The sequence below is a fragment of the Bradyrhizobium manausense genome, from assembly GCF_001440035.1.
GTDB lineage: Bacteria > Pseudomonadota > Alphaproteobacteria > Rhizobiales > Xanthobacteraceae > Bradyrhizobium > Bradyrhizobium manausense.
The window spans coordinates 319,814-342,748 of record NZ_LJYG01000112.1 but is presented as its reverse complement, the minus strand read 5'-3'; the positions used below and the strand labels follow the sequence as shown (position 1 = coordinate 342,748).

At 64.1% G+C, this 22,935-nt stretch carries 25 protein-coding genes; 19 read left to right on the top strand and 6 right to left on the bottom strand.

What is annotated here, in order from left to right:
- Nucleotides 1-49: 49 nt before the first annotated feature.
- The gene (locus AOQ71_RS38180; protein ID WP_057758329.1) at nucleotides 50-1,246 is read right to left on the bottom strand and encodes an amidohydrolase family protein; all 1,197 of its coding nucleotides are present in this window, start codon (nucleotides 1,244-1,246) and stop codon (nucleotides 50-52) included.
- Between the two features lie 158 nt (nucleotides 1,247-1,404).
- On the opposite strand from AOQ71_RS38180, the gene AOQ71_RS38175 reads away from it, so the two are divergent.
- The 8 genes from AOQ71_RS38175 (at nucleotide 1,405) to AOQ71_RS38140 (ending at nucleotide 5,281) form a co-directional block, all read left to right on the top strand.
- On the top strand, nucleotides 1,405-2,178 hold the full coding sequence (locus tag AOQ71_RS38175) for a ferredoxin--NADP reductase (RefSeq protein WP_057758326.1): 774 nt from the start codon (nucleotides 1,405-1,407) through the stop codon (nucleotides 2,176-2,178).
- Nucleotides 2,179-2,284: 106 nt separating this feature from the next.
- Nucleotides 2,285-2,611, top strand: coding sequence for a hypothetical protein (locus AOQ71_RS38170; protein ID WP_057758324.1), 327 nt, complete (start codon nucleotides 2,285-2,287; stop codon nucleotides 2,609-2,611).
- 70 nt (nucleotides 2,612-2,681) lie between these two features.
- A complete protein-coding gene (locus AOQ71_RS38165) occupies nucleotides 2,682-3,953 on the top strand; it encodes a cytochrome P450 (RefSeq protein WP_057758323.1) in 1,272 nt (423 codons plus the stop codon).
- A gap of 147 nt (nucleotides 3,954-4,100) precedes the next feature.
- A complete protein-coding gene (locus tag AOQ71_RS38160; protein ID WP_057759054.1) occupies nucleotides 4,101-4,286 on the top strand; it encodes a hypothetical protein in 186 nt (61 codons plus the stop codon).
- A 12-nt stretch (nucleotides 4,287-4,298) separates the two neighbouring features.
- Nucleotides 4,299-4,502: a hypothetical protein gene (locus AOQ71_RS38155; RefSeq protein WP_057758321.1), complete on the top strand. Its 204-nt coding sequence runs from the start codon at nucleotides 4,299-4,301 to the stop codon at nucleotides 4,500-4,502.
- The gene (locus tag AOQ71_RS38150; RefSeq protein ID WP_057758318.1) at nucleotides 4,499-4,726 is read left to right on the top strand and encodes a hypothetical protein; all 228 of its coding nucleotides are present in this window, start codon (nucleotides 4,499-4,501) and stop codon (nucleotides 4,724-4,726) included. The genes AOQ71_RS38155 and AOQ71_RS38150 overlap by 4 nt, the downstream gene beginning before the upstream one ends.
- Before the next feature lie 15 nt (nucleotides 4,727-4,741).
- Nucleotides 4,742-5,005, top strand: coding sequence for a hypothetical protein (locus AOQ71_RS38145; protein WP_057758317.1), 264 nt, complete (start codon nucleotides 4,742-4,744; stop codon nucleotides 5,003-5,005).
- Between the two features lie 33 nt (nucleotides 5,006-5,038).
- On the top strand, nucleotides 5,039-5,281 hold the full coding sequence (locus AOQ71_RS38140) for a hypothetical protein (RefSeq protein WP_057758315.1): 243 nt from the start codon (nucleotides 5,039-5,041) through the stop codon (nucleotides 5,279-5,281).
- A gap of 34 nt (nucleotides 5,282-5,315) precedes the next feature.
- Here AOQ71_RS38140 and AOQ71_RS38135 read toward each other — a convergent pair whose 3' ends face one another.
- The gene (locus tag AOQ71_RS38135; protein WP_057759052.1) at nucleotides 5,316-6,569 is read right to left on the bottom strand and encodes a DUF763 domain-containing protein; all 1,254 of its coding nucleotides are present in this window, start codon (nucleotides 6,567-6,569) and stop codon (nucleotides 5,316-5,318) included.
- Nucleotides 6,570-6,690: 121 nt separating this feature from the next.
- Between AOQ71_RS38135 and AOQ71_RS38130 the strand changes: the two genes are divergently transcribed.
- The 6 genes from AOQ71_RS38130 (at nucleotide 6,691) to AOQ71_RS38105 (ending at nucleotide 12,160) form a co-directional block, all read left to right on the top strand.
- Nucleotides 6,691-7,836 (top strand): mechanosensitive ion channel family protein, encoded by a 1,146-nt coding sequence (locus AOQ71_RS38130; RefSeq protein WP_057758313.1) that lies wholly within the window; start codon nucleotides 6,691-6,693, stop codon nucleotides 7,834-7,836.
- 106 nt (nucleotides 7,837-7,942) lie between these two features.
- A complete protein-coding gene (locus AOQ71_RS38125) occupies nucleotides 7,943-8,653 on the top strand; it encodes a TetR/AcrR family transcriptional regulator (RefSeq protein WP_057758310.1) in 711 nt (236 codons plus the stop codon).
- A 29-nt stretch (nucleotides 8,654-8,682) separates the two neighbouring features.
- Nucleotides 8,683-9,567, top strand: a complete 885-nt coding sequence (locus tag AOQ71_RS38120; protein ID WP_057758308.1) for an amidohydrolase family protein — start codon at nucleotides 8,683-8,685, stop codon at nucleotides 9,565-9,567.
- Between the two features lie 50 nt (nucleotides 9,568-9,617).
- The gene (locus tag AOQ71_RS38115) at nucleotides 9,618-10,331 is read left to right on the top strand and encodes a PIG-L deacetylase family protein (protein WP_057758306.1); all 714 of its coding nucleotides are present in this window, start codon (nucleotides 9,618-9,620) and stop codon (nucleotides 10,329-10,331) included.
- Between the two features lie 45 nt (nucleotides 10,332-10,376).
- Nucleotides 10,377-11,246 (top strand): substrate-binding domain-containing protein, encoded by an 870-nt coding sequence (locus AOQ71_RS38110; RefSeq protein ID WP_057758304.1) that lies wholly within the window; start codon nucleotides 10,377-10,379, stop codon nucleotides 11,244-11,246.
- Nucleotides 11,246-12,160 (top strand): DUF1932 domain-containing protein, encoded by a 915-nt coding sequence (locus AOQ71_RS38105; protein WP_057758302.1) that lies wholly within the window; start codon nucleotides 11,246-11,248, stop codon nucleotides 12,158-12,160. The genes AOQ71_RS38110 and AOQ71_RS38105 overlap by 1 nt, the downstream gene beginning before the upstream one ends.
- Here the strand turns inward: AOQ71_RS38105 and AOQ71_RS38100 are convergent.
- The 3 genes from AOQ71_RS38100 to AOQ71_RS38090 all read right to left on the bottom strand — a co-directional run bounded on the left by AOQ71_RS38100 (nucleotide 12,150) and on the right by AOQ71_RS38090 (nucleotide 15,131).
- On the bottom strand, nucleotides 12,150-12,497 hold the full coding sequence (locus AOQ71_RS38100) for a hypothetical protein (protein WP_057758300.1): 348 nt from the start codon (nucleotides 12,495-12,497) through the stop codon (nucleotides 12,150-12,152). The genes AOQ71_RS38105 and AOQ71_RS38100 overlap by 11 nt on opposite strands.
- A 150-nt stretch (nucleotides 12,498-12,647) precedes the next feature.
- The gene (locus tag AOQ71_RS38095; protein WP_057758298.1) at nucleotides 12,648-13,853 is read right to left on the bottom strand and encodes an amidohydrolase family protein; all 1,206 of its coding nucleotides are present in this window, start codon (nucleotides 13,851-13,853) and stop codon (nucleotides 12,648-12,650) included.
- Between the two features lie 36 nt (nucleotides 13,854-13,889).
- The gene (locus tag AOQ71_RS38090) at nucleotides 13,890-15,131 is read right to left on the bottom strand and encodes an amidohydrolase family protein (RefSeq protein WP_057758296.1); all 1,242 of its coding nucleotides are present in this window, start codon (nucleotides 15,129-15,131) and stop codon (nucleotides 13,890-13,892) included.
- Between the two features lie 189 nt (nucleotides 15,132-15,320).
- Between AOQ71_RS38090 and AOQ71_RS38085 the strand changes: the two genes are divergently transcribed.
- From AOQ71_RS38085 to AOQ71_RS38070, 4 genes are all read left to right on the top strand, one after another.
- A complete protein-coding gene (locus AOQ71_RS38085) occupies nucleotides 15,321-16,229 on the top strand; it encodes an amino acid ABC transporter substrate-binding protein (RefSeq protein WP_057759050.1) in 909 nt (302 codons plus the stop codon).
- Nucleotides 16,230-16,419: 190 nt separating this feature from the next.
- Nucleotides 16,420-18,471, top strand: a complete 2,052-nt coding sequence (locus AOQ71_RS38080; RefSeq protein ID WP_057758293.1) for an FUSC family protein — start codon at nucleotides 16,420-16,422, stop codon at nucleotides 18,469-18,471.
- Nucleotides 18,468-18,674 (top strand): DUF1656 domain-containing protein, encoded by a 207-nt coding sequence (locus AOQ71_RS38075; protein WP_057758291.1) that lies wholly within the window; start codon nucleotides 18,468-18,470, stop codon nucleotides 18,672-18,674. Before AOQ71_RS38080 ends, AOQ71_RS38075 begins: the two co-directional genes overlap by 4 nt.
- A complete protein-coding gene (locus tag AOQ71_RS38070) occupies nucleotides 18,671-19,537 on the top strand; it encodes an efflux RND transporter periplasmic adaptor subunit (RefSeq protein WP_057758289.1) in 867 nt (288 codons plus the stop codon). Before AOQ71_RS38075 ends, AOQ71_RS38070 begins: the two co-directional genes overlap by 4 nt.
- A 29-nt stretch (nucleotides 19,538-19,566) precedes the next feature.
- On the opposite strand, the gene AOQ71_RS38065 is transcribed toward AOQ71_RS38070, so the two are convergent.
- Nucleotides 19,567-20,676 carry a glycoside hydrolase family 172 protein gene (locus tag AOQ71_RS38065; RefSeq protein ID WP_057758287.1) on the bottom strand — a complete coding sequence of 370 codons (1,110 nt, stop codon included), beginning with the start codon at nucleotides 20,674-20,676 and terminating at the stop codon, nucleotides 19,567-19,569.
- A 225-nt stretch (nucleotides 20,677-20,901) separates the two neighbouring features.
- Here AOQ71_RS38065 and AOQ71_RS38060 point away from each other — a divergent pair, with 225 nt between their 5' ends.
- Entirely contained in the window at nucleotides 20,902-22,761 is a 1,860-nt protein-coding gene (locus AOQ71_RS38060) for a flavin-containing monooxygenase (protein ID WP_057758284.1), read from the top strand.
- Nucleotides 22,762-22,935: the final 174 nt, after the last annotated feature.

Genomic DNA, 22,935 nt, shown 5'->3' with positions numbered 1-22,935 from the left:
AAGATTCCGGGTTCGCGCTACGCGCGCCCCGGAATGACGGCAAGAGCCGTCACTTCGCCACCACCTCCGGCACCCGCCCGGCCGGCGGCGTGTTGCGGCTGCGTTGCGTCCGCACGATGCCGTCGATGATGGTCATGCCGATGCCGGGGAGGTCGCCGAGCTGGACGCTCTCCAGGATATTCTTGCCGGGCGAGTGCTGGGCCTTGTCCATGATGACGAAGTCGGCGGCGCGGCCGACTTCGATGAGGCCGCAATCGAGCGCGCGCATCCGCGCGGTGTTGCCGGTGGCAAGGCAAAACGCGAGCTCGGCCGGCAGCTCGCCGATCGAGGACAGCATCGAGACCATGCGCAAGATGCCGAGCGGCTGCACGCCGGAGCCGGCCGGCCCGTCGGTGCCGAGGATGACGCGGTGCAGATCGCCCATCTCGCGCGCGATGCGCAGCGTGTAGAGCGCCGAGCGCTCATTGCCGTTGTGAACGATCTCGAGCCCGCGCTTGCAGCCCTCGCAGATGCAGCGGATCTGGTCGTCGGGCAGCGCGGTGTGGCCGCCATTGATGTGGCCGACCACGTCGGTATCGGCCTCCAACACCACGTCCTTGTCGATCAGGCCGGAGCCGGGGATCGAGGGGCCGCCGGTGTGGATGGTGCTCTGGATGCCGTATTTGCGCGCCCAGCCGACCATCTTGCGCGCCGTCGGGCCGTCCTTCACACCGCCGAGCCCGACTTCGCCGAGCAGCTTGACGCCGGCGGCGGCCATTTCCTTGAAGTCTTCCTCGACCATCTCGCATTCGATCACCGGCGCACCGGCGTGAACCTTCACACCGCCCGGACGCAGCGTCCAGAACGCGCGCTGGGCGAAGATCGCCATCGCCTTCAGCCCGACGACGTCGCGGGGGCGGCCGGGCATGTGCACTTCGCCCGCCGAGATCATGGTGGTGATGCCGCCATGGAGCGAGCTGTCGATCCAGTTGATCTGGTTCTGCCGCGGCGTCCAGTCGCCCGCGACAGGATGGACGTGGCTGTCGATCAGGCCTGGGGTGACCGTCGTGCCGTTGGCGTCGACGACGGTGGTCGCACCTTCGGTGTTGAGGTCCTTGTAACGCCCGACGGCTGATATCTTGCCGTTCTCGGCGACGATGGTGTCGCCGTCCAGAATGGGTTTTTCCAGCGCGCCGGATAGGATCAGGCCGATATTGCGGATCACCAGCTTCGAGGGTCCGGTGGCCTGGGGTGCGTCATGCGCCATGGAAAGGGCTCCTCATTCCCAACTGCAACGCTTTCGATCTTGGGCAGCCTTGACCGCGGGATCAAGCGGGATTATTCATTAGTATACGAATGATCGTATACAAACGACGCATAGCTGACCGCCTCGAGACCGCGTGAGAAGCGAAACGGAAGGGTGAGATGAGCAATTTCAATCAGGAAAGCGTTTTGAGCGTCCACCACTGGACCGACACGCTGTTCTCCTTCAAGACCACCCGCAGCCCGACCTTCCGTTTCCGCAACGGCGAATTCACCATGATCGGGCTCAAGGTGGGCGAGAAGCCGCTGCTGCGGGCCTACAGCGTCGCCAGCGCCAATTACGAGGACACGCTCGAATTCTTCTCGATCAAGGTGCCCGATGGTCCGCTGACCTCGCGCCTCCAGCATCTGAAGCAAGGTGACGAGATCATCGTCAGCCGCAAGGCCACCGGCACGCTGGTCATCGACAATCTGGAAGCGGGCCGCAACCTCTACCTTATCGGCACTGGCACAGGTCTCGCGCCGTTCCTGAGCGTAATCAAGGATCCCCAGACCTATGAGCGGTTCGAGAAGGTCGTGCTGCTGCACGGCTGCCGTCACGTCAGGGAACTCGCCTATGGCGAGATGATCACCGAGCACCTGCCGAACGACGAACTGCTCGGCGAGTACATCCAGAACCAGCTGATCTATTACCCGACCGTGACCCGCGATCCCTTCCGCAACCGCGGCCGCATCACCGACCTCATCACCTCGGGCAAGCTGTTCACCGACATCGGCCTGCCGGCCATCGAGGCAGCCCATGACCGCGTCATGATCTGCGGCAGCCCGGCGCTTGTCGCCGACACCCGCGTGCTGCTGGGCGAGCGCGGCTTCGTCGAGGGCAACCATGGTGAACCCGCCCAGTTCGTGGTCGAAAAAGCGTTTGCCGAACGCTAAACGCAGCGTTTTCTCGCAATAAGACCGCATTTTCGCCTCCGGCCGGGCGTTGCCCCGCCGATTCGGCGCTTGATACACTGTGGGAGCGAATCAGCGGAGTTCCCACATGGTTGCGGACAGCGACAGCAACATAGCCTGGCACCGGGTTCAGTTGAAGAAAAACCGCGCCGAGTTGAAGGCGCTCGAGACCGCGCGCTTCACGATGGGCGAGATTGCGTCCTCCAAGCGCAGCGGCGAGACCCAGAAGACCATCGGGGAACTCAAGCGCAAGATTGCGCAGTCCGAACGCGTCATCGCCGAGCATGACAAGCGCACGCGCCGTCCGCTCGGCACCGATCTGCAAAGCCTCAGCAATGGCAGCTGGAGCCATTGGGATGCCTATACGACGCAGCAGCAGCGCAAGGCGGGGCCACGCTCGCCGGGGCGGGGATAGGTTCCGGCCCTTGCGCCGGTGGTCTCGCTCACCATCTGGTTGAGGCGCCACGAACCAATTTGGTGATCCCATGGCACCGCGCCTCGATTTCACCAGCGAGGCCTTCTTTCGCGATCCGCCGAAGGCCGTTGCCGCGCTGCGCGCGCAGGGCCCTGTGGTCGCCACGCATTTCCCCCTCGTCGGTGACGTCTGGATCACCACCACTCACGATGCGACGGCGCAAGTGCTGAAGGACAGTACGATCTTCACGCTGCGCAAGGAAGACGGCGAAATCGCCGGCCTGCGCTGGTGGATGCCGGGGCTGGTCAAGACCATCGCCAACAACATGCTGACGATGGACGAGCCTGACCATACCAGGCTGCGCAGCATTGTGGACGAAGCCTTTCGCCGCCGGGCCATCGTTGCGATGGAGCCGCGCATCCGCGCCATTGCGGATGGTCTGGCCGATGAGCTGTTCGCGAACGGCATCCCGGCCGATCTGGTTGAGCGCTATGCGCGCATTCTGCCCCTGTCGGTGATCTCAGAGCTGCTCGGCCTGCCGATGGCCGATCGTCCGCGCTTCATCGCCTGGGCCAATGCGATGTCCTCACTGACGAACGTCGTCAGCTTCTTTCGCCTGCTGTTCGCGTTCCGCAAGATGCGGACTTACCTCCAGGAACAGTTGCAGATCGCGCGCGAGCGGGGCGGCGAGGGCCTGATTGCCGAACTGGTCCAGGTCGAACGCGAGGGCGGCGAAATCACGCCGGACGAAATGGTATCGATGGTGTTCCTGCTGCTGGCGGCGGGCTCGGAGACCACCACGCATCTGATCAGCGGCTCGGTCTACGAGCTGCTCAGAAATCCTGGACTGCGGGACTGGATGGAACAGGACTGGAGCCGCGCCGCGCTCGCCGTGGAGGAGTTTTTGCGCTTCGTCTCCCCGGTGCAGTTTTCGAAGCCACGCTACGTGCGTAGAGACATCGAGCTTGCGGGAGTGCCGTTGAAGAAGGGCGACCGCGTCATGGCGATGCTCGCCGCCGCGAATATGGATCCGGCGGTGCACGAGCAGCCGGAGCGCCTGGATATCGAACGCAAGCCCAACCGGCACATGTCGTTCGGCACGGGTATCCATTTCTGCCTGGGCCATCAGCTCGCGCGTATCGAGGCGGCCTGCGCGCTCGAGGCACTGTTTGTGCGCTGGCCGAAACTCGATCTGGCTGTTGATTCCACGCAGGTGCGCTGGCGCAAGCGGCCGGGTTTGCACGCGATCGCGAAGCTTCCCGTCACGTCAGATGCCCGCGGAACAGGGACGATCGCACGCACCGGAACGAGAGATGATCGTTCCCTCGCCGCGGCGAACTGACATCGCCGACGCGCTTTCGGAAAATCTTTGCGTGTTGTGATCGGTCAGGAACGGTGTGCCGTTGGTGCTGTTGTCCTCGCGACATGACGCGGAGGGGAGTTCCTCGGGGTCATGTCGCAGATCTACGTCTTAACCGGAGACAAGATCATGGCCAGCAAGATGCCACCTGTTCCGCCGGACAATCAGAGCCGCAAGGGAACTGGCGATCGCAAGCAAATGTCCGCCGATCAGATGTCGCACGGTCAGCAACGTGCACAGAATCCGGATCAGCAGGGACAGCAAGGCAACATCAAGCAGAACACGGCCAACCAAGGCTATCAGCAGGATCGCTGAGGAGGGCGCGTCATGTCGACATCCACCAAGACACCCAACAGCATCCGTCAGGGCGGACCCGGCGCCTCGCATGAGAATGCAAAGGCGCCACTCGAGGTCAAGAAGCCGCCGCCTGACGATCCGCAGCGCAGCCACAGCCGGGTGTCCGGCGGCGGTGGAGAGCGCGATGTCCATCACAGGCACGACGAGGCCGGAAAAGGCAAAGGCGTACCATGACCAGCAAGCAACCTAAGCTCCACGCGCCGACAGAGAAGGACCTGCGCGACAATCCCCTGATCGGCGGATCGAAGGGAACGAACATGGCGGGCCTCTCGCCTGACGACCTCGAGGACGTCTTAGGCGAGAACACGATCGAAGGAGACGTCGAGAATGACGTCAATATCGGTGGCGGTATCGACAAGGATGTCGCGCGCAGCGGTTCGCCGCGAAGAGGCCGGTAAGATTGGAGGCCTGGAATGCAGGGCAAGAAGACTCACGAACAGCAGGTGCGCATCTTCGAGCGGAAGCCGGATGTTCCGGATGCGCGAGAGCTCGAGCAGGCCATCGGCCATAACCCGCAAGACACGCGCGTCCATCGTGTCAACCCGGAGGCTCGTCACAGCGAATTTCCGGTGAGCCGCGGCGGCCTTAACCAGGAAAGCGATCACAACAAGCACAACGATCCCGGCCAGAGCGGCCACAAGGCGCCGAAACCGACGCCGGCGCAACAGAAGCACTGAGCTTTCGCAAGATCACTGCAATAGGAGAGAGCGATGCCAGCTGGAAATGGCAGCAAGACGCATTTCAGGTCCGGCATGCACGGTAAGGGCGACGGCACCGGGGCCATGACGGACGTATCCAAGGACAAGATCGGCGACAACATGGTGCTGTCCAACCGCGACAAGAAGCAGCATTCGGACATTCGCGGCATGGACGGCAAGTCCATCCAGACTGAGCAGTATCAGGATCACGCGGCCAACCGACTCGAACAGGAGCCAGACGCCGACGAGACCTGAGAAGGCGGTCCTCCCGCTGACTTGAGGACCGGTATCAGCCGGTCCGCTTTTTTGTCGCGGCAACGAGATCGTGCTCCCAGCCAAACACGGAACGGCCATCGAGACCGGGCGAAGCCTCTCGTTCACCGGCGATATACGCTTCGACCGATGGCCCGCTCGCGGTGCGCTCAAGCCGCCGCGCCTGGTCGTCGAGGCGCTTGATCGCCTGCATCTCTTCATCGCGTCCGAGTTTCGCGCCTTGGATCGCGCCCTTCAGCACGCGGATGGTCTCGTCATAGACCTTGATCGGAACCGGATAGGGATGCCGGTCCTTGCCGCCATGGGCGAGCGAGAAGCGCGCAGGATCTTTGAAACGATAGGGTGCGCCATGCACGACCTCGGCGACCATCGCCAGCGATCGCACGGTGCGCGCACCGACGCCCGGCGTCAGCAACAGTTCAGGGAAATCGACCGGTCCGCGCTCGGCTGCGGCCGCGAGCGTGCCATGCAGGCGGCGTGCGAACACGTCTTTCGGCCTGACGTCATGATGCGCGGGCATGATCAGATGCGGCAGCATGGCCTGCGCCGGCTCGGGCGTATTGCCCGAAAGCCGTTCGAATTCGGTGAGGACGCGATCGGGGCCGAACTCGTTGAGCAGCTCGAGCTGCGCGCTGCGCGAGATGTCGGCGCGATGGTCGGTGAGATTGACGATCTCGCCCTGCTGCGGCCCGTCGATGGCGCTGTGGGGCGCGTCGACAAAACTCTTTAACGCTTCAGAATGCCAGTGATAGCGGCGGGCCTGGCGCTTGTCGCCGTTCATGCCCTGCTGCACCACCGTCCATTTGCCCTCGGCGGTGACGAAGAAGCCGTGCAGATAGAGATCGAAACCGTCCTGCACGGCGGCGCTGTCGACCTTGGCCACGAGGCGGCTGGCGCGCGTGAGCTTTGCGCCGTCGAAGCCGATGCGGTCGCCGAGCTGCGACAACTCGTCCGGCGTCTTGCGCGAATGCCGGCCGCGGCCGCCGCAGACATAGATGCCGAGTTCGTCCTGGAGCGGGCCGAGCCCGCGCTTCAGCGCCCCGATCACCGACGTCGTGATGCCTGAGGAGTGCCAGTCCATTCCCATCACGGCGCCGAACGACTGGAACCAGAACGGATGCGATAGCCGCTGCATGAACGCGTCGCGGCCATAATGCAGCACGATCGCTTGCGTGACGATGGCACCCAGCGATGCCATGCGGCTCGCCAGCCACGGCGGAACTCGTCCGGTGTGCAAGGGAAGATCGGCGCTGCCGGTTCGGCGAGTCATGATTGCCCACACATAGCGCAATTCGGCGACGGTTGCACCAGAGGGATGCTGCATTGCACTGGGCGTGGGAGCGAAGCCGCCGAAAGAGCGTTGGGTCGCCAACGCAATTGCGGGGACATGAATGAATCGCCAAGCCGTCATGACCGACATCGACAGGATGTTCGGGTGGATACCGTCATGGTTTATCGGTCTCGGCCTGGTCGCCGGGGCGATGCTGATCGCGCTCTCGTTCTATCGACTCGCAGCCTGGCTGCTCAATCGCACCTTCGGAACCCGGCTTCCGCTGCTGAGCGTGTTCATCGAGCGCACGGCGGGGCCGACCCAGCTCGCGCTGTGTCTTGCCGCCGTCGCGCTGGTGCTGCCGCTCGCGCCGCTGGACGATGCGTTCCGCAACCCGCTGACGCGCCTGTTCGTGGTTGCCTTCATCGCGCTGATTGGCTGGATCTCGATCCGCATCGTCGACATGAGCGCGGCGCGCTATTTGCAGAATTTTCGCGACGTCAGCGAAAACTTCGTCGCGCGCAAGCACGTGACCCAGGTGCGCGTGTTCAAGCGCGTGACCGACATCATCATCGTCATCATCACGGTGTCGACGGCGCTGATGACGTTCGATTCGGTCAGGCAATATGGCGTCAGCCTGTTCGCCTCCGCCGGCGCGGCCGGTATCATCGTCGGTCTGGCGGCGCGGCCGCTGCTCAGCAATCTGATCGCGGGCCTGCAGATCGCCATCACCCAGCCGATCCGGATCGAGGATGCCGTGATCATCGAGAACGAGTGGGGCTGGGTCGAGGACATCGCCGCGACCTATGTCGTGATCCGGCTGTGGGACTGGCGCCGCATGGTGGTGCCGCTGTCCTATTTCATCGAAAAGCCGTTCCAGAACTGGACGCGCGATACCGCCTCCCTGATCGGCGTCATCGCGCTCCATGTCGACTACCGCGCCGACGTGCCGCGCATCCGGCGCTGGCTGGAGGGAGCCGTGAAGGAATCCAAGCTATGGGACGGTGCAGTGGTCAATCTCCAGGTGATCGATGCGGACCAGCGCACCATCGAGTTGCGCGCGCTGGTCAGCGCGCGGAACGCGCCGCAATCCTGGGACCTGCGCTGCGAGGTCAGGGAGAAGCTGATCGCCTTCATCCGCGACGAGATGCCGGAGGCACTGCCGCGCGAGCGCGCCATCTTGATCCCGCAGGGCGGGGGCGATGATGCCGAGTTGCTCCGGCGTCCGGCCGCGCCGGAGAAGATGCGGGCGGGCGCGCACAACTGAGAGGAGAGCCTCGCTGCGTGCGGATGTCGGCAGCCTTCAGCTTTCCGGGCGTTGCTCCTGGTTTTTGTTGACGAGACCTGTTCTTTTGTACGATGGTACAAATAGCATGGCACGCAAGCCCACCAGCAAGGAAACGGCCCGCAAGCCGAACATGCGCGAGGCGATTCTCGCCGCGGCCGAGGACCTGTTCGCCACCAACGGCTTCAACGCCGTGTCGGTGCGCGACATCGCGCACGCGGCCGGCGCCAATCCCGGCAGCGTCACCTATCATTTCAAGACCAAGGACGGCCTGCTGCTGGAGATCTACCGGCGCCATTGCGGACCGATGAACCTGCGCCGCTCCGAGCTGCTCGCCGCCGCCAGGCGCGTGCGCGATCTGCAGGACCGGCTGGAAGCCATCGTTCGGGCCTATGTGGTGCCGGCCTTCACCTCGGGCAGTGATCTTGCCGGTGGCGGCGCTCGTTTCACGCGGCTGCGCGCGGTGATGTCGGCCGAGGGCAACGAAGTGGCGCGAAAGATCATCGCTCAGACGTTCGACGACACCAGCCACGCCTTCATCGACGCGATCCACGACAGCCTGCCGCATATTCCGCGCACCGACATCGTCTGGCGCAGCCACTTCCTGCTCGGCGCGCTTTACTACTCGCTGGTGACGCCGGAACGTGTCTCGCGCCTGTCGCGCGGCGAGGCCGACGGCAGCGATGCCGCCAATGCCATCGAGCAGATGGTGCAGGCGACCGTGGCCGCGTTCCAGGCGCCGGCGCTGGATCAGGCCGTGCCGGCGCGGCGGCCGACTGTCGCAAGCAACAAGACTTGAAAGAAACGTCTCGCTCGGCGGTTCAAGTGATGACGATGACGTACACGCCCACCATTCCACCGCCCGATCCCAACACGCGCACGCCAAAGTTCAGGCTGCCAAAACTGTCCTGCGACGCGCATTGTCACATCTTCGGCCCCGGCGCGAAATATCCTTACGCGCCCGACCGATCCTACACGCCTCCGGATGCGCCGCTCGAGGACTTCAAGGTGTTGCACGCCAAGCTCGGCGTCCAGCGCGCGGTCATCGTCAATGCCAGCGTGCACGGCACCGACAACACGGTGGCGCTCGACGCCATCGCTGAGAGCAACGGCGCCTACCGCGCGGTCGCCAATATCGACGACAGCATCACCGAGCGGGGCTTGCGCGTGCTGCACGAAGGCGGCTTCCGCGGCTGCCGTTTCAATTTCGTCCGCCATCTCGGCGGCGTGCCCGACAAGCGCGTTTTCGACCGCATCGTCGCGATGGTGACGCCGCTCGGCTGGCACATCGATCTGCATTTCGATGCGATCGATCTGCCTGATTATGCCGACATGCTGACCAGGCTGCCGCTGAGCTACACGATCGACCATATGGGGCGGGTCAAGGCCGCCGAAGGGCTCGACCAGCTCCCGTTCAAGATCCTGATCGAGCTGCTGCAGCGCGATGAAAAATGCTGGGTGAAGATCTGCGGCTCGGAGCGTGTGTCCTCGGCCGGTCCGCCCTTCACCGATGCCGTGCCGTTCGCGCGAAAGATCGTCGAGACAGCACCGGACCGCGTCATCTGGGGCACCGACTGGCCGCATCCCAACGTCAAGGTGATGCCGAATGACGGCGATCTTGTCGACCTGATCCTGCTGTTCGCGCCGGAGCCGAAGCTCCAGCAAAAGATCCTGGTCGATAATCCCGCGCGCCTGTTTGGATTCGACGGATGACCGCGCTCGCGATCGACAGAATGTCTGCTTGAGAAGAGGGGAGTTCTCCCATGAAAACCGGTCTCGTGATCACCGCCCATCCCGGCGATTTCGTCTGGCGTGCCGGCGGCGCCATCGCGCTGCATGCGAAGAAGGGCTATCGCATGAAGATCGTCTGCATGTCCTTTGGCGAGCGCGGCGAGAGCCAGTTCGCCTGGAAGGAGAAGGGCGCGACGCTGCAATCGGTCAAGGCCGGCCGCAAGGACGAGGCGGAGCGGGCGGCAAAGCTGCTCGGTGCCGAGATCGAATTTTTCGATTGCGGCGACTATCCGCTCAAGCTGACCGAGGCGCATTTCGACCGCATGGTCGACATCTACCGCGAACTCAATCCGAGCTTCGTGCTGACGCACGCGCTGGAAGACCCCTACAATTTCGACCATCCGAACGCGGCGCATTTCGCCCAGGAGACGCGCGTGGTCGCGCAGGCGATGGGCCACAAGCCTGGCGCGCAGTACAAATATTCCGCGCCACCGGTGTTCCTGTTCGAGCCGCACCAGCCCGAGCAGTGCAATTACAAGCCGGACCTGCTGCTCAAGATCGACGAGGTATGGAAAGAGAAGTACGAGGCGTTCCAGATTCTCGCCGCGCAAAAGCATCTCTGGGGTTATTACGAGCGCGTCGCGCTCAACCGCGGCATCCAGGGCAGCCGCAATACGGGCGTGCCCATGACTTATGGCGAAGCCTATCAGCGCCTGTTTCCGACGGTTGCGGAGGAGCTGGCATGAAGCCGGTCCTCGTTCGCAACATCGTCTGATCGGGGGGGCGCGCCGATGGATCGTCTCAAGCTGAGGGCCGTGCTCGGCAATCACCCTCACGTCAAGGCGGTGAAGAGCGGCGAGCTTCGCGCCGACCTGTTCGAGCTCGACTTCATCGAGTACACGCCGACCAACACGGCGTTCAAACCGATGGTGCGCGAGCAGGCGTTCGACGTCTGCGAGATGGCGATCGTCACCTATCTGATGGCGAAGGCGCACGGCAAGCCGCTGGTGCTGTTGCCGGCGACCATGCTCGGCCGCTTCCAGCATGCCTATGCGCTGTACAACCCCGCGCGCGGGACGCTTGGACCTGATGATCTCGAAGGCAAGCGCGTTGGCATCCGCTCGTTCACCACGACGACCGGGGCCTGGATCCGGGGCATCCTCGCCAACGATTACGGTGTCAATCTCGACAAGATCAAATGGGTGACGTTCGAGGATCCGCACGTCGCCGAATATGTCGACACCACCGAGCGGGCGCCGAAAGACAAGAAGGTCCTGCAGATGCTGCTGGATGGCGAGGTCGACGCCGTCCTTGGCGAGACCACTGACAATCCCAAGCTGAAGTCGCTCTTCCCCGATCCCGCGACGGAAGCCGCCAAATGGTATGCGCGCCGCGGCGTCGTGCCGGTCAATCATCTCGTGGTCGTGACCGAAAGCCTCGCGAAAACGCGCCCCGAAATCGTCGCTGCTGTCTATGATCTGCTCAAGCGGAATAAGGAGCAGATGGGGCCGGCGGCAACGCCCGATCTGTTGCCGTTCGGCATTGAAGCGAACAGAAAACCATTGGAGCTGATCGTCGACTACGCATTCCAGCAGGCGCTGATTCCGCGCCGCTATACGGTCGAGGAGCTTTTTGACGCGACGACACGAGGACTGAACTGATGGCGGATCCGAAGCGGTGGCAGATCGGGCTGGTGGGCTATGGCGAGGTCGGCCGGATCCTGGCCGAGGATCTGCGCCAGCAGGACATCAAGGTCGCGGCTTACGACGTCAAGCTCGGAGGCGGGCAGGGCGCTGCGATGAAGCAACATGCTGCGAGGTTCGGCGTGATGCTCGCAACGTCTCATGCCGAACTGACCGCAAAATCCGACTTCATCATCTCGGCCGTTACCGCCAGCCAGGCCGTGCCGGTGGCAAAAGCCTGCGCTGATGCGATCATCAGGGGCACATGGTTTCTCGATTTCAATTCGGCCTCGCCGGGCGCCAAGCAGCGTGCAGCAGCGCTGATCGATGGCGCTGCCGGACGCTATGTCGAGGGCGCCGTGATGACCTCGGTGCCGCCGTATCGCATCAAGGTGCCACTGCTGCTTGGTGGCCCCGGTGCGAGGGAGCTGGAGCCGCTGCTGAACGCGATCGGCTTTGCGGCCAAGGTCGCCAGCGACAAGCTCGGCGTTTCCTCGGCCGTGAAGATGTGCCGCAGCATCATGATCAAGGGCCTGGAGGCCCTGGTGATCGAAAGTTTTACGACCGCACGCGCTTATGGCGTCGAGGATGCGGTGCTGGCTTCACTCGCGGAGACGTTTCCCGGCATCAACTGGGAGAAGCAGGGCGCCTATTTCTTCCAGCGGGTGATCGAGCACGGCCGTCGCCGCGCCGAAGAGGTGCGTGAGGTCGCCGAGACGGTGCGTGAGGCCGGCCTGACGCCCTGGTCGGCGGAGGGCACCGCGGAGCGTCAGGCCTGGGTCGCAGATCTCGCGGATGGGGGATTGTTCGGGCCGAAGGGTGAGCAGGAATTCGCTCGCAGCGCCGATTGGCGTACCGAGGCGGATCGTATTCTCGCAAAGATCAAGCGTTAGCGCCTAGCAAGCGCTCAGCTCCGGCTTCGCCGGCGTGGTGCAGGCCCGAGATTTCATCGCGGGCGAGTTCGATCGAGTCAATCAGGCGATCGGCTTCCCGGGTGACATCCCTGGTACGCTCGCTTTTGAATTCGGTCAGGATCATGCGAATGCACTTGTCGGCGGTATCGAGCGTGCGCAGCGCGCGGGCCATATCGTCCGTCGAGCGGATCGTGGCGGTGTCGAGCCCCGACAGCACCTCGCCGATGCCGCTCAATCGCTTGATGGCAGTCTCGGCGGGCGTCCTGGCCCGGATGGATTGATAATCAAGGCTGCTGAATGCGCCGAACGTATCCATAACTTCCCCGGAGAACGCAGATGGTCAGTGCGCGTGCCCAATTAGGGTGAGGGCCACCTTTCTGGCAACGCGTGGAGCTACGGTCCGGGATTCTACTGGACTCGGTCTTGGAAGCGATTGGCGATGAATCCGGCCGGAAAGCGGTGGGGATTAGGGACGTTTCCCGACCATCCTGCCGTCGCGCGCGACGAGCATACCTGCCTTGTAGACAGCGCGGCCTTGCGGCACGGCGACCACGGCCTCCGGAACATGCTCGGCGTTCAACGTCACGAAATCGGCCTGGGCGCCGACATGCAGGCCGTAGCCTTCAAGTCGCAGCGCCCTGGCCCCTGACACGGTAACGACGTCAAAGGCGACACGTAGCTCCTCATCGGTGTTGAAGCCCGAGCGATAGCCGAGCGTCGTCGCCCGGCGCAGCATGTCGCCGTCGCCATAGGGCCACCAGGAATCCCTGATATTGTCGTTGCCGCTGAACACGGTGACGCCGGCGCTGCGCAGGATAAGGATCGGCGGGAAGGCGCGGGCGCCCGGCGCGTTGGTCATGATCGCGACGCCGGAGCGGGCGAGGATGTCGGCGACGCTCTTGAGCTGGTCCAGGGTGATATCGCCGAGCCCGTAAGCGTGGCTGATGGCAACATGGCCCTGCATGCCGAGCGCGCGCGTGCGCGCCGCGATCTGCTCGATCTCGAAGGCGCCGAGCGTGCCCATGTCGTGCAAATGGATGTCGACGTCGACACCGTGCTTTTCGGCGACGCCGAACACGACGTCCAGGTGCTTCTCGACATCACGATCAAAGCTGGCGGGATCGAGCCCGCCGACGAGGTTAGCACCGAGGCCGATGGCCTCATCGAGCAATTGCGGCGTGCCCGGGCTCGTCAGGATGCCGCTCTGGGGAAAGGCGACGAGCTGGATGTCGATGAAGCTCTTGTATTCCTCGCGCACGCGCAGGATCGTCTCGAGCGATTTCAGGCCGACGGAGCCATCGACCATGACGTGGCTGCGCATCTGCATGGAGCCGTTGCCGATGCAGAGATCGAGCTGGTTGCGCGCCCGCACGTCCATCGGCGCCGCCTCGGCCATGTTCTCGGCCTGGAAGGCCACGCGTTCGTGCACGTTGAAGCCATTGGCGCACGGCTTGTGCGGACGCCAGGCGTCGCCGTAGAAGCTGGTGTCGAGATGGATGTGGCCTTCGACGAAGCCGGCAACGACAAGGGCATTGCCGAGATCAATAGTCTCGGCCCCGCCAGCGGGCGCGTCGGCCGGCAGAAGCGCAGCGATCAGGCCATCCTTGACCGCGATGTGATGCCGCGCCCCGCCATCGAAGCGTGCGTTCAGGAAGATCTTGTCGAAGGCCATCCGGTTGCTCCGTCGGGTCGATGTGTCGCGCCTGGTTCAGTTTCGTGAGCGAAGCAGCCTGGCCGGCGACCGCTCAAACGTCTGCCGCCCGCTTTTGAATCCCATCAGGATATCCGGCAGCTCCGCAATGGCGAAGCGGCTGTCGTTGGTATCGAGCACGACGAGATCGGCAGGCTTGCCGATCGCGATCCCGTAATCCCCGAGATTCATCAGCCGCGCCGGCAGCTCGGTGACGAGATCGAGGCAGGTGTCGAAATCGCCGACGGCGGCGTGGGCAACATTGGCGTAGAAGTTCGCCATTCGCAGCAGCGAGGCATCGCCGAACGGCGTGAACGGATTGAGCACATTGTTGGTCGCGATCGAGCAGACGATGCCCTCGCCCGCGAGCTTGTGCGCCAGCGTCAGCCCGCGCGGTGCGTTGTGGGTGGCCTCGCGTCCCATCAGATAAAGGTCGGTCGACGGCAGCACGGTAACGGCGACGCCGGCCTTGGCCAATTGCGCGGTGGCGGCCTTCAGCCGCTCCGGCGGTAGGGCCGAAAGCTTTGTGGCGTGCCCAATTGCGACGCGGCCTCCGTAATTGCGTTGCTCGGTCTGCCTGATGACTTCGTCGAGATGCGACCAGGAGGGATCGAGATCGAAATCGAGATGGAGGTCAACATCGAGATTGAACTCCTGGGCGAGGTCGAAGATGCGTGCCAGATGCGCATTCGGGTCGGTGTCGGTATAGGGGCAGCCGCCGATTGCATCGGCACCGTCACGCAGGGCCTGAACCAGCAGCTCGTCGGCGCCGGGATCATTGGTCAGCCCTTCCTGCGGGAACACGCAAAGCTCAAGATCAATCGCCCAGTCGTAGTCGCGCCTGAGCGCCTTGATCGCCTTGAAGCTGCGCAGGCCGATACGCGGGTCGATCTCGACATGGGTGCGCATCCGCGTCGTGCCGTGCACGATGGCGCGTTCGAGCACTTTGGCGCCGCGCGCATAGACGTCGTCGGTGCTGAAATCCCGCTTCATCGCCGAGACGGCGCGGATGGCATCGCCGAGCGTGCCGTGGATGTGCCCGCAGCGTTCGAGCAGGCAGGCCTTGTCGAGATGGACGTGGGTGTCGACGAATCCGGGCACCGCCAGCCGTCCTCCGAGATCGACCTCGACGGCCTCGCAGGCGAGATTTTGTTCGATCGCAGCGATGCGTCCGCCCTTCACGCCGATATCGACGGGTGTCGGGGATGATCGTAGCAAGGCATTGCGGAAGATCAGGTCGAAAGCGGTCTGGGCGGTCATGGAGAAGATCTGGCTGATAGATCGGCGAGTCCTGGATCGTGCCAATGTAGCGGAGACGAAGGGCCTGCCGCCATATCGAAAGCCGCGATAGCTGGTAGACCCAGGCCGGTCTGGTGGCTGGCGGGCGACTGGGCTATCACCGCCTCGATTGCGCCCGGCATGGCGGCGCGACCTTTTCAGGAGCTTTCGATGCGTCTACCCGCCGTTCTCTTGGCCGTCACTTGTCTTGCCGGCGCAGCGTCCGCCGAAGATCTCTCCGGTACGCTCCAGAAGGTCAAGGAGACCAGGAAAATTGCGCTGGGCTATCAGGAAGCCTCGGTGCCCTTCAGCTATCTCGACGGCAACCAGAAGCCGGTCGGCTTTGCCATGGATATCTGCCTCAGAATCGTGGACGCCGTGAAGAAGCAACTCGGCATGCCCGACATTGCCGTCGACTATGTCGCGGTGACCTCCTCGAACCGCATCCCGCTGATGGTCAACGGCACGCTCGACCTGCACTGCTCGGCGACCACCAACAATGCCGACCGCCAGAAGCAGGTCGCCTTCACCAACACGCACTTCCTCAGCGCGACGCGCTTTGCCGCCAAGAAGGCCGCGAACATCAACACCATCGACGACCTCAAGGGCAAGGCGGTCACGGCTGTGGCGGGCTCGGTCAATCTGAACCAACTCGCCAAGGTCAACACCGAGCGCAATCTCGGCATCAAGATCATGCCGGCCGTGGATCAGGCCGAGGCCTTCCTGCTGCTCGAGACCGACCGCGCGCAGGCCTACGCGCTCGACGATATCCAGCTCGCGGTCGCCATTGCGCGCTCGAAGGAGCCGGCGCAGTTCATGATCGGCGACGAGACCTTCTCCAAGCCGGAGCCCTACGGGATCATGCTGCGTCGGGACGACGCGCCGTTCAAGGCGTTGGCCGATCGCGCGACCGCGGAGCTCTACGCAAGCCCCGAGATCGAGGTGCTCTACAGGAAGTGGCTGGAATCGCCGACCCCGCCGAACGGCATCAATTACAACGTTCCGATGTCGCCGGCCTTGCGCGCCGCCTTCAAGAACCCGAGCTCGAGCGCCGATCCGGACGTGTATGCGGTGAAGTGAGGCGGGGGCGGCTTCCATCTCTCGCCGCCGGGGAGAGACCGCCGTGCCAAAACGCTACATCCGACAGGGGTGGGCGAGGCCCGAAGGATATCGGTGGGGACGAACTTGCGATAACCTTCGCGACGCACCAGCGCATCGAGCAGCGGGCCAGCCTGCTCGGGGCAGCGGCGGTTCCAGAGGCGAAATAGTCATGCGCGAAAGTGAGCCGTTCCTGGTCCGCCACGCGGACTTGATTTTCGCGTTGAAGACGTTTGCCGCCTCGATGCTGGCGCTTGTCATTGCGCTCGCCATGGACCTGCCGCGGCCCTATTGGGCCATGGCGACGGTCTACATCACCTCGCAGCCGCTCGCCGGCGCCACCAGCTCGAAGGCGCTCTTCCGCGTGATCGGCACCCTGGTCGGCGCCACCATGACGGTGGCGCTGGTGCCAAATCTGATCAATGCGCCGGAACTGCTATGCCTCGCGATCGCGCTCTGGGTCGGGTTCTGCCTCTATCTGTCGCTGCTCGACGGCACGCCGCGCAGCTATCTGTTCATGCTGGCCGGATACACGGTCGCGCTGATCGGCTTTCCCTCGGTCTCCGCGCCCGACGCGATCTTCGACACCGCGGTGGCGCGCCTCGAGGAGATCTCGCTCGGGATCATCTGCGCCAGCCTGGTCTCGACCATCGTGTTCCCCCGCAGCGTCGCGCCGGCCGTGGCTCATCGCGTCGACACCTGGCTTTCCGATGCACGCCACCTCAGCCAGATCGTTCTGCTGCGGGAGGCGAGCGACGAAACGCGCCGAGACAAGCGCCTCAAGCTCGCGACCGATATCGTCGAGATCGACACGCTCTCCACTCATCTTGCCTATGATCGCCTGACCGACCGCAATGCCGTGACCGGCCTCGGCGAAATCCGGCTGCGGATGTTGACCTTGCTGCCCGTGATCGCCTCGATCGAGGACCGTCTGGCTGCATTGGGCGAGGAGTCCCTGCAGCGCCAGCCGGAGCTGAAGCGCCTGCTGGACGAGCTTGCGCAATGGATTGGAAGTGACGTCAGCGCGCGGCAGCCGGCCGACCGTGTCCGCGGCGCTATAGCGGAGCAGCAGGCGGGGCTGAACGACAGCGCGTCCTGGGAACGGATCATCACCACCAGCCTGCTGGCGCGGTTGCGCGATCTGGTCGACCTCTCGCGCGACTGCCGTGCGCTGACCGAGGCCATTGCCGAGAACCGCAACGTCTCCACGCTCGATCTGGCGTTTCGATCCGAGGCTGGCGCTGCGCCGGTGCGTCACCGCGATCGCGGCCTGGCACTGTGGTCGGCAGCGGGCGCGACCGTGGCGATCCTGATCTCCTGCGCGTTCTGGATCGGCACGGGCTGGCCGGACGGCGCCTCGGCGCCGATGATGGCGGCCGTGGCCTGCTCGTTCTTCGCCGCGCAGGATGAGCCCGCGCGATTCATCCGCAGTTTCGGCCTGTGGTCGCTGGTCGGCATCGTCGTGGTCGCGATCTATCTGTTCGCGATCATTCCCGCGATCTCCCATATCGAGGTCCTGATCGTTGCGCTGGCGCCGACTTTCCTGCTCTATGGCTTGCTGATCAGCCGGCCCGCCACGGCGGGCACCGGCATGGCGCTCGCCGCCAACACCGCGACACTGCTCGCGCTGCAATCGACCTACGCGGCCGACTTTGCATCCTTTGCCAATTCCGCTGTCGCGTTCTTCGTCGGCGTCATCATGGCGGAGGTCGTGACGCGGATCGCGCGGGGGGTGGGCGCCGAGTGGATCGCCAACCGCCTGGTGCTGTCGAGCTGGATCACGATCGCGATCGCTGCCGAACGGCGCGGCAAACGCGATCGCGCGGAGTTCGCCGGGCTCATGCTGCACCGTCTCGGGTTGTTGGTGCAGCGCATCGCCTTCCTGTCCGAGAGCGACCGGCGCGACGCCGATAGCCTCGTGCAGCTCCGCATCGGCATCAACATCATCGATCTGCGCCGGGCGCGCTACGGGCTCGCGGCGTCGACCATCGCGGTCATCGACGACATGCTCGACCAGCTCGCCATCGCCTGCCGCAACTATGCGGGCGGGGGCATGCCGCGCGAGCTTCTGGCCAGCGTCGACCGGGCGCTGGGCCAGGCGGTGAAGGATCCCAATGACAGCGCGCGGGAAGACGCGCTGATCGGCCTCGTCGGTATCAGGCGCGGCCTGTTCCCGGACGCGCCGGCCTATCGGCCGCGCGCAGATGCAAGTGTGGCGGCATGAGATATGTGATCGACATCTACGGTGTGCTGGTGCCGGCGCTCTTGCTCTGGATCATCGTCGCTTATGTGCTGAGCGCGCTCCTGCGCCGGATCATGCAGCGCTTCGACCTCTACCGCCTGGTCTGGCACCGCGCGCTGTTCGATTTCGCAGTCTTCGTCTGCCTGCTCGGCGGCATCGTCTATCTCTCGGAGTATCTCTCATGAAAGGAAATTTTGCCTGGCTCGGCCGGCTTGCGGTGACCATCATCGCTGTTATCGCCGCGATCGGTGTCGGCCGCGAGCTTTGGGGCTACTACATGGAATCGCCCTGGACCCGCGACGGCCGCGTGCGGGCCGACGTGGTCCAGGTCGCGCCCGATGTCTCCGGCTTCGTCACCGAAGTGCTGGTCAAGGACAACCAGAAGGTCCATCGCGGCGACGTGCTGTTCAGGATCGATCGTGAGCGCTTTGCGCTGGCGCTGCGGCAGGCCGATGCGGCTGTCGCCGGTCATCAGGCCACGCTCGACCAGGCCAATGCCGATCTGAAGCGCTATACCGCGCTGACAACGGACGCGGTGTCGCAGCAGAAGCAGGAGCAGGTACTCGCGACCCAGCTTCAGGCCAAGGCCGCCTTCGATGCCGCGGTCGCCGACCGCGCGGTCGCCCAGCTCAATTTCGATCGCAGCGAGGTCCGGGCGTCCGTGAACGGCGTGATCACCAACATGGATTTGCGGCCCGGCGCTTATGTCTCCGCGGGCAGGGGCGTGATGGCGCTGGTCGACACCGACACGCTGCATGTCGAGGGCTACTTCGAAGAGACCAAGCTTGCGCGCATCCGCGTCGGCGACAAGGTTCAGGTCCGTCTGATGGGCGAGAAGGCGACCCTCACGGGCCATGTCGAGAGCATTGCCGCCGGCATCGAGGACCGCGACCGCGCTGAAGGTGCGAATCTGCTTGCCAACGTCAATCCGACGTTCAGCTGGGTGCGTCTCGCCCAGCGTGTGCCCGTGCGCATCGCGCTGGATTCCGTTCCCGAGGCAATCTCGCTGGTCGCGGGGCGCTCGGCGACGGTGGAGGTGTTGAATTGAATGCGCGTTGTACGCATTTCTTGATAGCCCTAACCGATTTCCAGATAGTCCGGCCCGGGCAACTCCGGGAATACTGCCGTCGGCAGCGCCTGATACCAGAACGCGACCGAGGCGATGTCGTCCTGTAGTGGGAGATATTTCGATTCCCTGACGCCGGGCAGCCAGCCGAGCGCCTGGATGGTCACGCGCAGGTCGCTCTGGAAGCGGATCGGATCGGGGATGTGCCAGCGGTACAGGCCGAACCGTTGCTGCGATTTGTAGACGCCGTCGGGCCGGATCACCTGCGGCAGGCCGGCATAGGGCGTGGTGAACTCCACATAGCGGGATTGCCCTTGGCCGGCATGCGCGACATGGGGATCGAAATTATAGGCGCCGCAGAAATAGTCCTCGGTGCCGGTACCGCAGATGGTCGGGAATTCGCCGTCGCCGTCGATGAAGAACTTGATCTCGCCTTCGCCCCACCACCCGTTGTTGTTGACGCCCCAGGCCATGTAGGTGCCGACGTAATGGCCGCGGCCATTGATGCCGTCGAGGATGGTGTAGACCTCCTTGTAGGGCAGCGGATTGGTGCGGCGGAACTGCGCATGGAAATAGGCGCAGTCTTCCGGCACCTCGGTCAGGGTGTAGTTGATCTGGTAGTAGACGGTCAGTGCCTCTTCGCTACGGTTTTCCAGGGTGAAGCGCGCGCGCTTGCGGAACGGCATCTCCCAATAACAGTTGAAGGCGCGTCCCGGATTGACGCAGACCGCGAGCGACGAGACCTGCGCAAATTCCTCCCAGCCACAGGCAAAGAAATCGCCGGCCGGGCATTCCACGCTCGGCTGCGCCTGGTCGTCCCAGTACACGCGCAGAATGGAATGGCGAAGCCGTCCGCGCGCCAGCGTCATCCAGATCTGCTGGATCGCGCCCTGGCCCTCGATGTCCGCGAGCGTGAACGTCGCGCCGGGCTCGATCACGACATAGGGAGACACCTTCCAGCCTCGGCCGAGGTCGCGGGCCTGACGCGCTGCCGGACCATCGACGGACATGCCGCCCTTGCCCTTTTCACCGGTGAAATTCTCGGGGCTGATCGACCGCGTCTGCGCGTCCGACAGGCGCGACAAATTGCCGAGATGCAGGCCCAATCCGGAAAACGCCATGATGTCCTCGATCAGGAGTTAGCGATATCAGGGATATATCGCTGCCGAATCTACCAAAAGATGAAGATGACGGCGTAGCGAAAGAGCGGACGCACCGTTGTTGCGGACGACGAGAGCAAGAGGGCGTTCCTGCCATCTCCGATGGACGCGATTGCATGCGTCTCTTTTTCGGGGCTAAGTGGCACGAGCTGCCGGCGAAGCAGCGGCCCGCGGTGGAGGAGATCGATGTCAGCGGAAAGACACAAGACCGAAACAGCCGGCGTACCTACGATCGACATCCAGGCCTTGCGTGCGCGTTATCGCGACGAGCGTGACCTGCGTCTGCGCTCCGAGGGCAAGGCGCAATATGTCGAGGTAACAGGCGACTTTGCCCGCTATCTCGACGATCCCTGGGCCGATGCTGGTTTTGCGCGCAAAGCCTTAAGCGAAGAAACCGAAGTGCTTGTTGTCGGCGGTGGCTTCGGCGGCCTGTTGTGTGGCGCGCGTCTGCGCGCGGCCGGTATCGACGATTTCCGTATTGTGGAAAAGGCCGCTGATTTCGGCGGCACCTGGTACTGGAATCGTTATCCGGGCGCTGCCTGCGATACCGAGAGCTACATCTACCTGCCGCTGCTGGAAGAGACCGGCTACATGCCGGTGCGCAAATATGCGCGCGCGCCGGAGATCTACGAACACTCGCGCCGCATCGGCCGCCATTTCGATCTGTACGCGCGTGCGCTGTTTCAGACCGTCATCTCGCGCATGACATGGCAGGAGCAGGAGGGGCGCTGGCTGGTCGAGACCGATCGGGGCGATCGCATTCGCGCGCGCTTCGTCATTCTCGCGGGAGGCCCGCTGAGCCGGCCGAAGCTGCCCGGTATCCCCGGCATCGAGAGCTTCAGGGGGCACAGCTTCCATACCAGCCGGTGGGATTATGCTTACACCGGCGGCAGTGCGGAGGGCGGTCTTACCGGTCTTGCCGACAAGCGCGTCGGCATCATCGGCACCGGCGCCACATCGGTGCAATGCGTGCCGCATCTCGGCCGCTCGGCCAAAGAGTTCTACGTGTTCCAGCGCACGCCGTCCGCGATCGGTGTGCGCGCCGACCGCCCGACGGATGCCGCCTGGGTGGAAAGCCTGAAGCCCGGCTGGCAGCGCGAGCGCATGGACAATTTCACTGCGGTGATTTCAGGCGAGCCGTTCGAGCAGGATCTGGTGCAGGACGGCTGGACCGGCCTGCTCGGCGAGATCCTGTTGGCGCCGCGCCGCCAGAAGCACAAGGTCGCCTCGATGGAAGAGGCGCTGAAGGTGATCGAGCAGGCCGACTATCGCAAGATGGAGGAGATCCGCGCCCGCGTCGATGCGATCGTGAAGGATGAGGCGGCAGCAGCGGCGCTCAAGCCCTGGTACAAGGCGTTCTGCAAGCGGCCGTGCTTTCACGACGAATATCTCGACACGTTCAACCGTCCCAATGTGCATCTCGTCGACACCAAAGGCAGGGGCGTCGAAGCCATCACGGAGAATGCGGTCGTCGCCGGCGGCAAGGCCTATGAGCTCGACTGCCTGATCTATGCCAGCGGTTTCGAGGTCGGCACCGACTATGCGCGCCGCATGGGGTTTGAAGTCTACGGCCGCGATGGCATGAGCCTGTCCGCGCGCTGGCGCGATGGCGTCAAGACGATGCACGGCTTCTACAGCCGCGGCTTCCCGAACTGCTTCCTGATCGTGACGGTGCAGGCCGGCCAGAGCGCCAACTTCCCGCACATCATCGACGAGCAATCGCAGCACATCGCCTATGTCATATCAGAGGCGCGCAAGCGGGGCGCGCGAACGCTGGAGCCGACGCTCGCAGCCGAGAACGCCTGGGTCGATGAGGTCGTCAAGGCCGCGGTGGGCCGCCAGACCTATCTCGCCGAATGCACGCCGGGCTACTACAACAATGAAGGCGTGTTCGATCCGATCGCGGCGCGCAACAGCCAGTATTGGCGCGGACCGATGGCGTTTCTCAGGCTGCTCGCCATCTGGCGCAAGGAGGGCAATCTGGACGGACTGGAATTCACCTATGGTGCCGACGCGAACAGCGACGGCGCTCCGATCTCCGCATGAACGGCATGATCCCGGCCCCCTACGGCTGCGTCACCGCGACCGGAACAGACATGTACCGGCAGCACCAGGGCCTCATGGTGGATTTCCTGCTCGGGACCGACGGCAGCCTTTGATTCATGTCAAGCGCATTGCTTGCATTGATTGCACCGGTCGGGGCTTGAGCTGATACGGCTG

Excerpts from the sequence above, each read along its gene's own strand:
- AOQ71_RS38180 (WP_057758329.1), bottom strand. The coding sequence starts at position 1,246 with ATGGCGCATGACGCACCCCAGGCCACCGGACCCTCGAAGCTGGTGATC.
- AOQ71_RS38175 (WP_057758326.1), top strand. The coding sequence starts at position 1,405 with ATGAGCAATTTCAATCAGGAAAGCGTTTTGAGCGTCCACCACTGGACC.
- AOQ71_RS38170 (WP_057758324.1), top strand. The coding sequence starts at position 2,285 with ATGGTTGCGGACAGCGACAGCAACATAGCCTGGCACCGGGTTCAGTTG.
- AOQ71_RS38165 (WP_057758323.1), top strand. The coding sequence starts at position 2,682 with ATGGCACCGCGCCTCGATTTCACCAGCGAGGCCTTCTTTCGCGATCCG.
- AOQ71_RS38160 (WP_057759054.1), top strand. The coding sequence starts at position 4,101 with ATGGCCAGCAAGATGCCACCTGTTCCGCCGGACAATCAGAGCCGCAAG.
- AOQ71_RS38155 (WP_057758321.1), top strand. The coding sequence starts at position 4,299 with ATGTCGACATCCACCAAGACACCCAACAGCATCCGTCAGGGCGGACCC.
- AOQ71_RS38150 (WP_057758318.1), top strand. The coding sequence starts at position 4,499 with ATGACCAGCAAGCAACCTAAGCTCCACGCGCCGACAGAGAAGGACCTG.
- AOQ71_RS38145 (WP_057758317.1), top strand. The coding sequence starts at position 4,742 with ATGCAGGGCAAGAAGACTCACGAACAGCAGGTGCGCATCTTCGAGCGG.
- AOQ71_RS38140 (WP_057758315.1), top strand. The coding sequence starts at position 5,039 with ATGCCAGCTGGAAATGGCAGCAAGACGCATTTCAGGTCCGGCATGCAC.
- AOQ71_RS38135 (WP_057759052.1), bottom strand. The coding sequence starts at position 6,569 with ATGACTCGCCGAACCGGCAGCGCCGATCTTCCCTTGCACACCGGACGA.
- AOQ71_RS38130 (WP_057758313.1), top strand. The coding sequence starts at position 6,691 with ATGAATCGCCAAGCCGTCATGACCGACATCGACAGGATGTTCGGGTGG.
- AOQ71_RS38125 (WP_057758310.1), top strand. The coding sequence starts at position 7,943 with ATGGCACGCAAGCCCACCAGCAAGGAAACGGCCCGCAAGCCGAACATG.
- AOQ71_RS38120 (WP_057758308.1), top strand. The coding sequence starts at position 8,683 with ATGACGATGACGTACACGCCCACCATTCCACCGCCCGATCCCAACACG.
- AOQ71_RS38115 (WP_057758306.1), top strand. The coding sequence starts at position 9,618 with ATGAAAACCGGTCTCGTGATCACCGCCCATCCCGGCGATTTCGTCTGG.
- AOQ71_RS38110 (WP_057758304.1), top strand. The coding sequence starts at position 10,377 with ATGGATCGTCTCAAGCTGAGGGCCGTGCTCGGCAATCACCCTCACGTC.
- AOQ71_RS38105 (WP_057758302.1), top strand. The coding sequence starts at position 11,246 with ATGGCGGATCCGAAGCGGTGGCAGATCGGGCTGGTGGGCTATGGCGAG.
- AOQ71_RS38100 (WP_057758300.1), bottom strand. The coding sequence starts at position 12,497 with ATGGATACGTTCGGCGCATTCAGCAGCCTTGATTATCAATCCATCCGG.
- AOQ71_RS38095 (WP_057758298.1), bottom strand. The coding sequence starts at position 13,853 with ATGGCCTTCGACAAGATCTTCCTGAACGCACGCTTCGATGGCGGGGCG.
- AOQ71_RS38090 (WP_057758296.1), bottom strand. The coding sequence starts at position 15,131 with ATGACCGCCCAGACCGCTTTCGACCTGATCTTCCGCAATGCCTTGCTA.
- AOQ71_RS38085 (WP_057759050.1), top strand. The coding sequence starts at position 15,321 with ATGCGTCTACCCGCCGTTCTCTTGGCCGTCACTTGTCTTGCCGGCGCA.
- AOQ71_RS38080 (WP_057758293.1), top strand. The coding sequence starts at position 16,420 with ATGCGCGAAAGTGAGCCGTTCCTGGTCCGCCACGCGGACTTGATTTTC.
- AOQ71_RS38075 (WP_057758291.1), top strand. The coding sequence starts at position 18,468 with ATGAGATATGTGATCGACATCTACGGTGTGCTGGTGCCGGCGCTCTTG.
- AOQ71_RS38070 (WP_057758289.1), top strand. The coding sequence starts at position 18,671 with ATGAAAGGAAATTTTGCCTGGCTCGGCCGGCTTGCGGTGACCATCATC.
- AOQ71_RS38065 (WP_057758287.1), bottom strand. The coding sequence starts at position 20,676 with ATGGCGTTTTCCGGATTGGGCCTGCATCTCGGCAATTTGTCGCGCCTG.
- AOQ71_RS38060 (WP_057758284.1), top strand. The coding sequence starts at position 20,902 with ATGTCAGCGGAAAGACACAAGACCGAAACAGCCGGCGTACCTACGATC.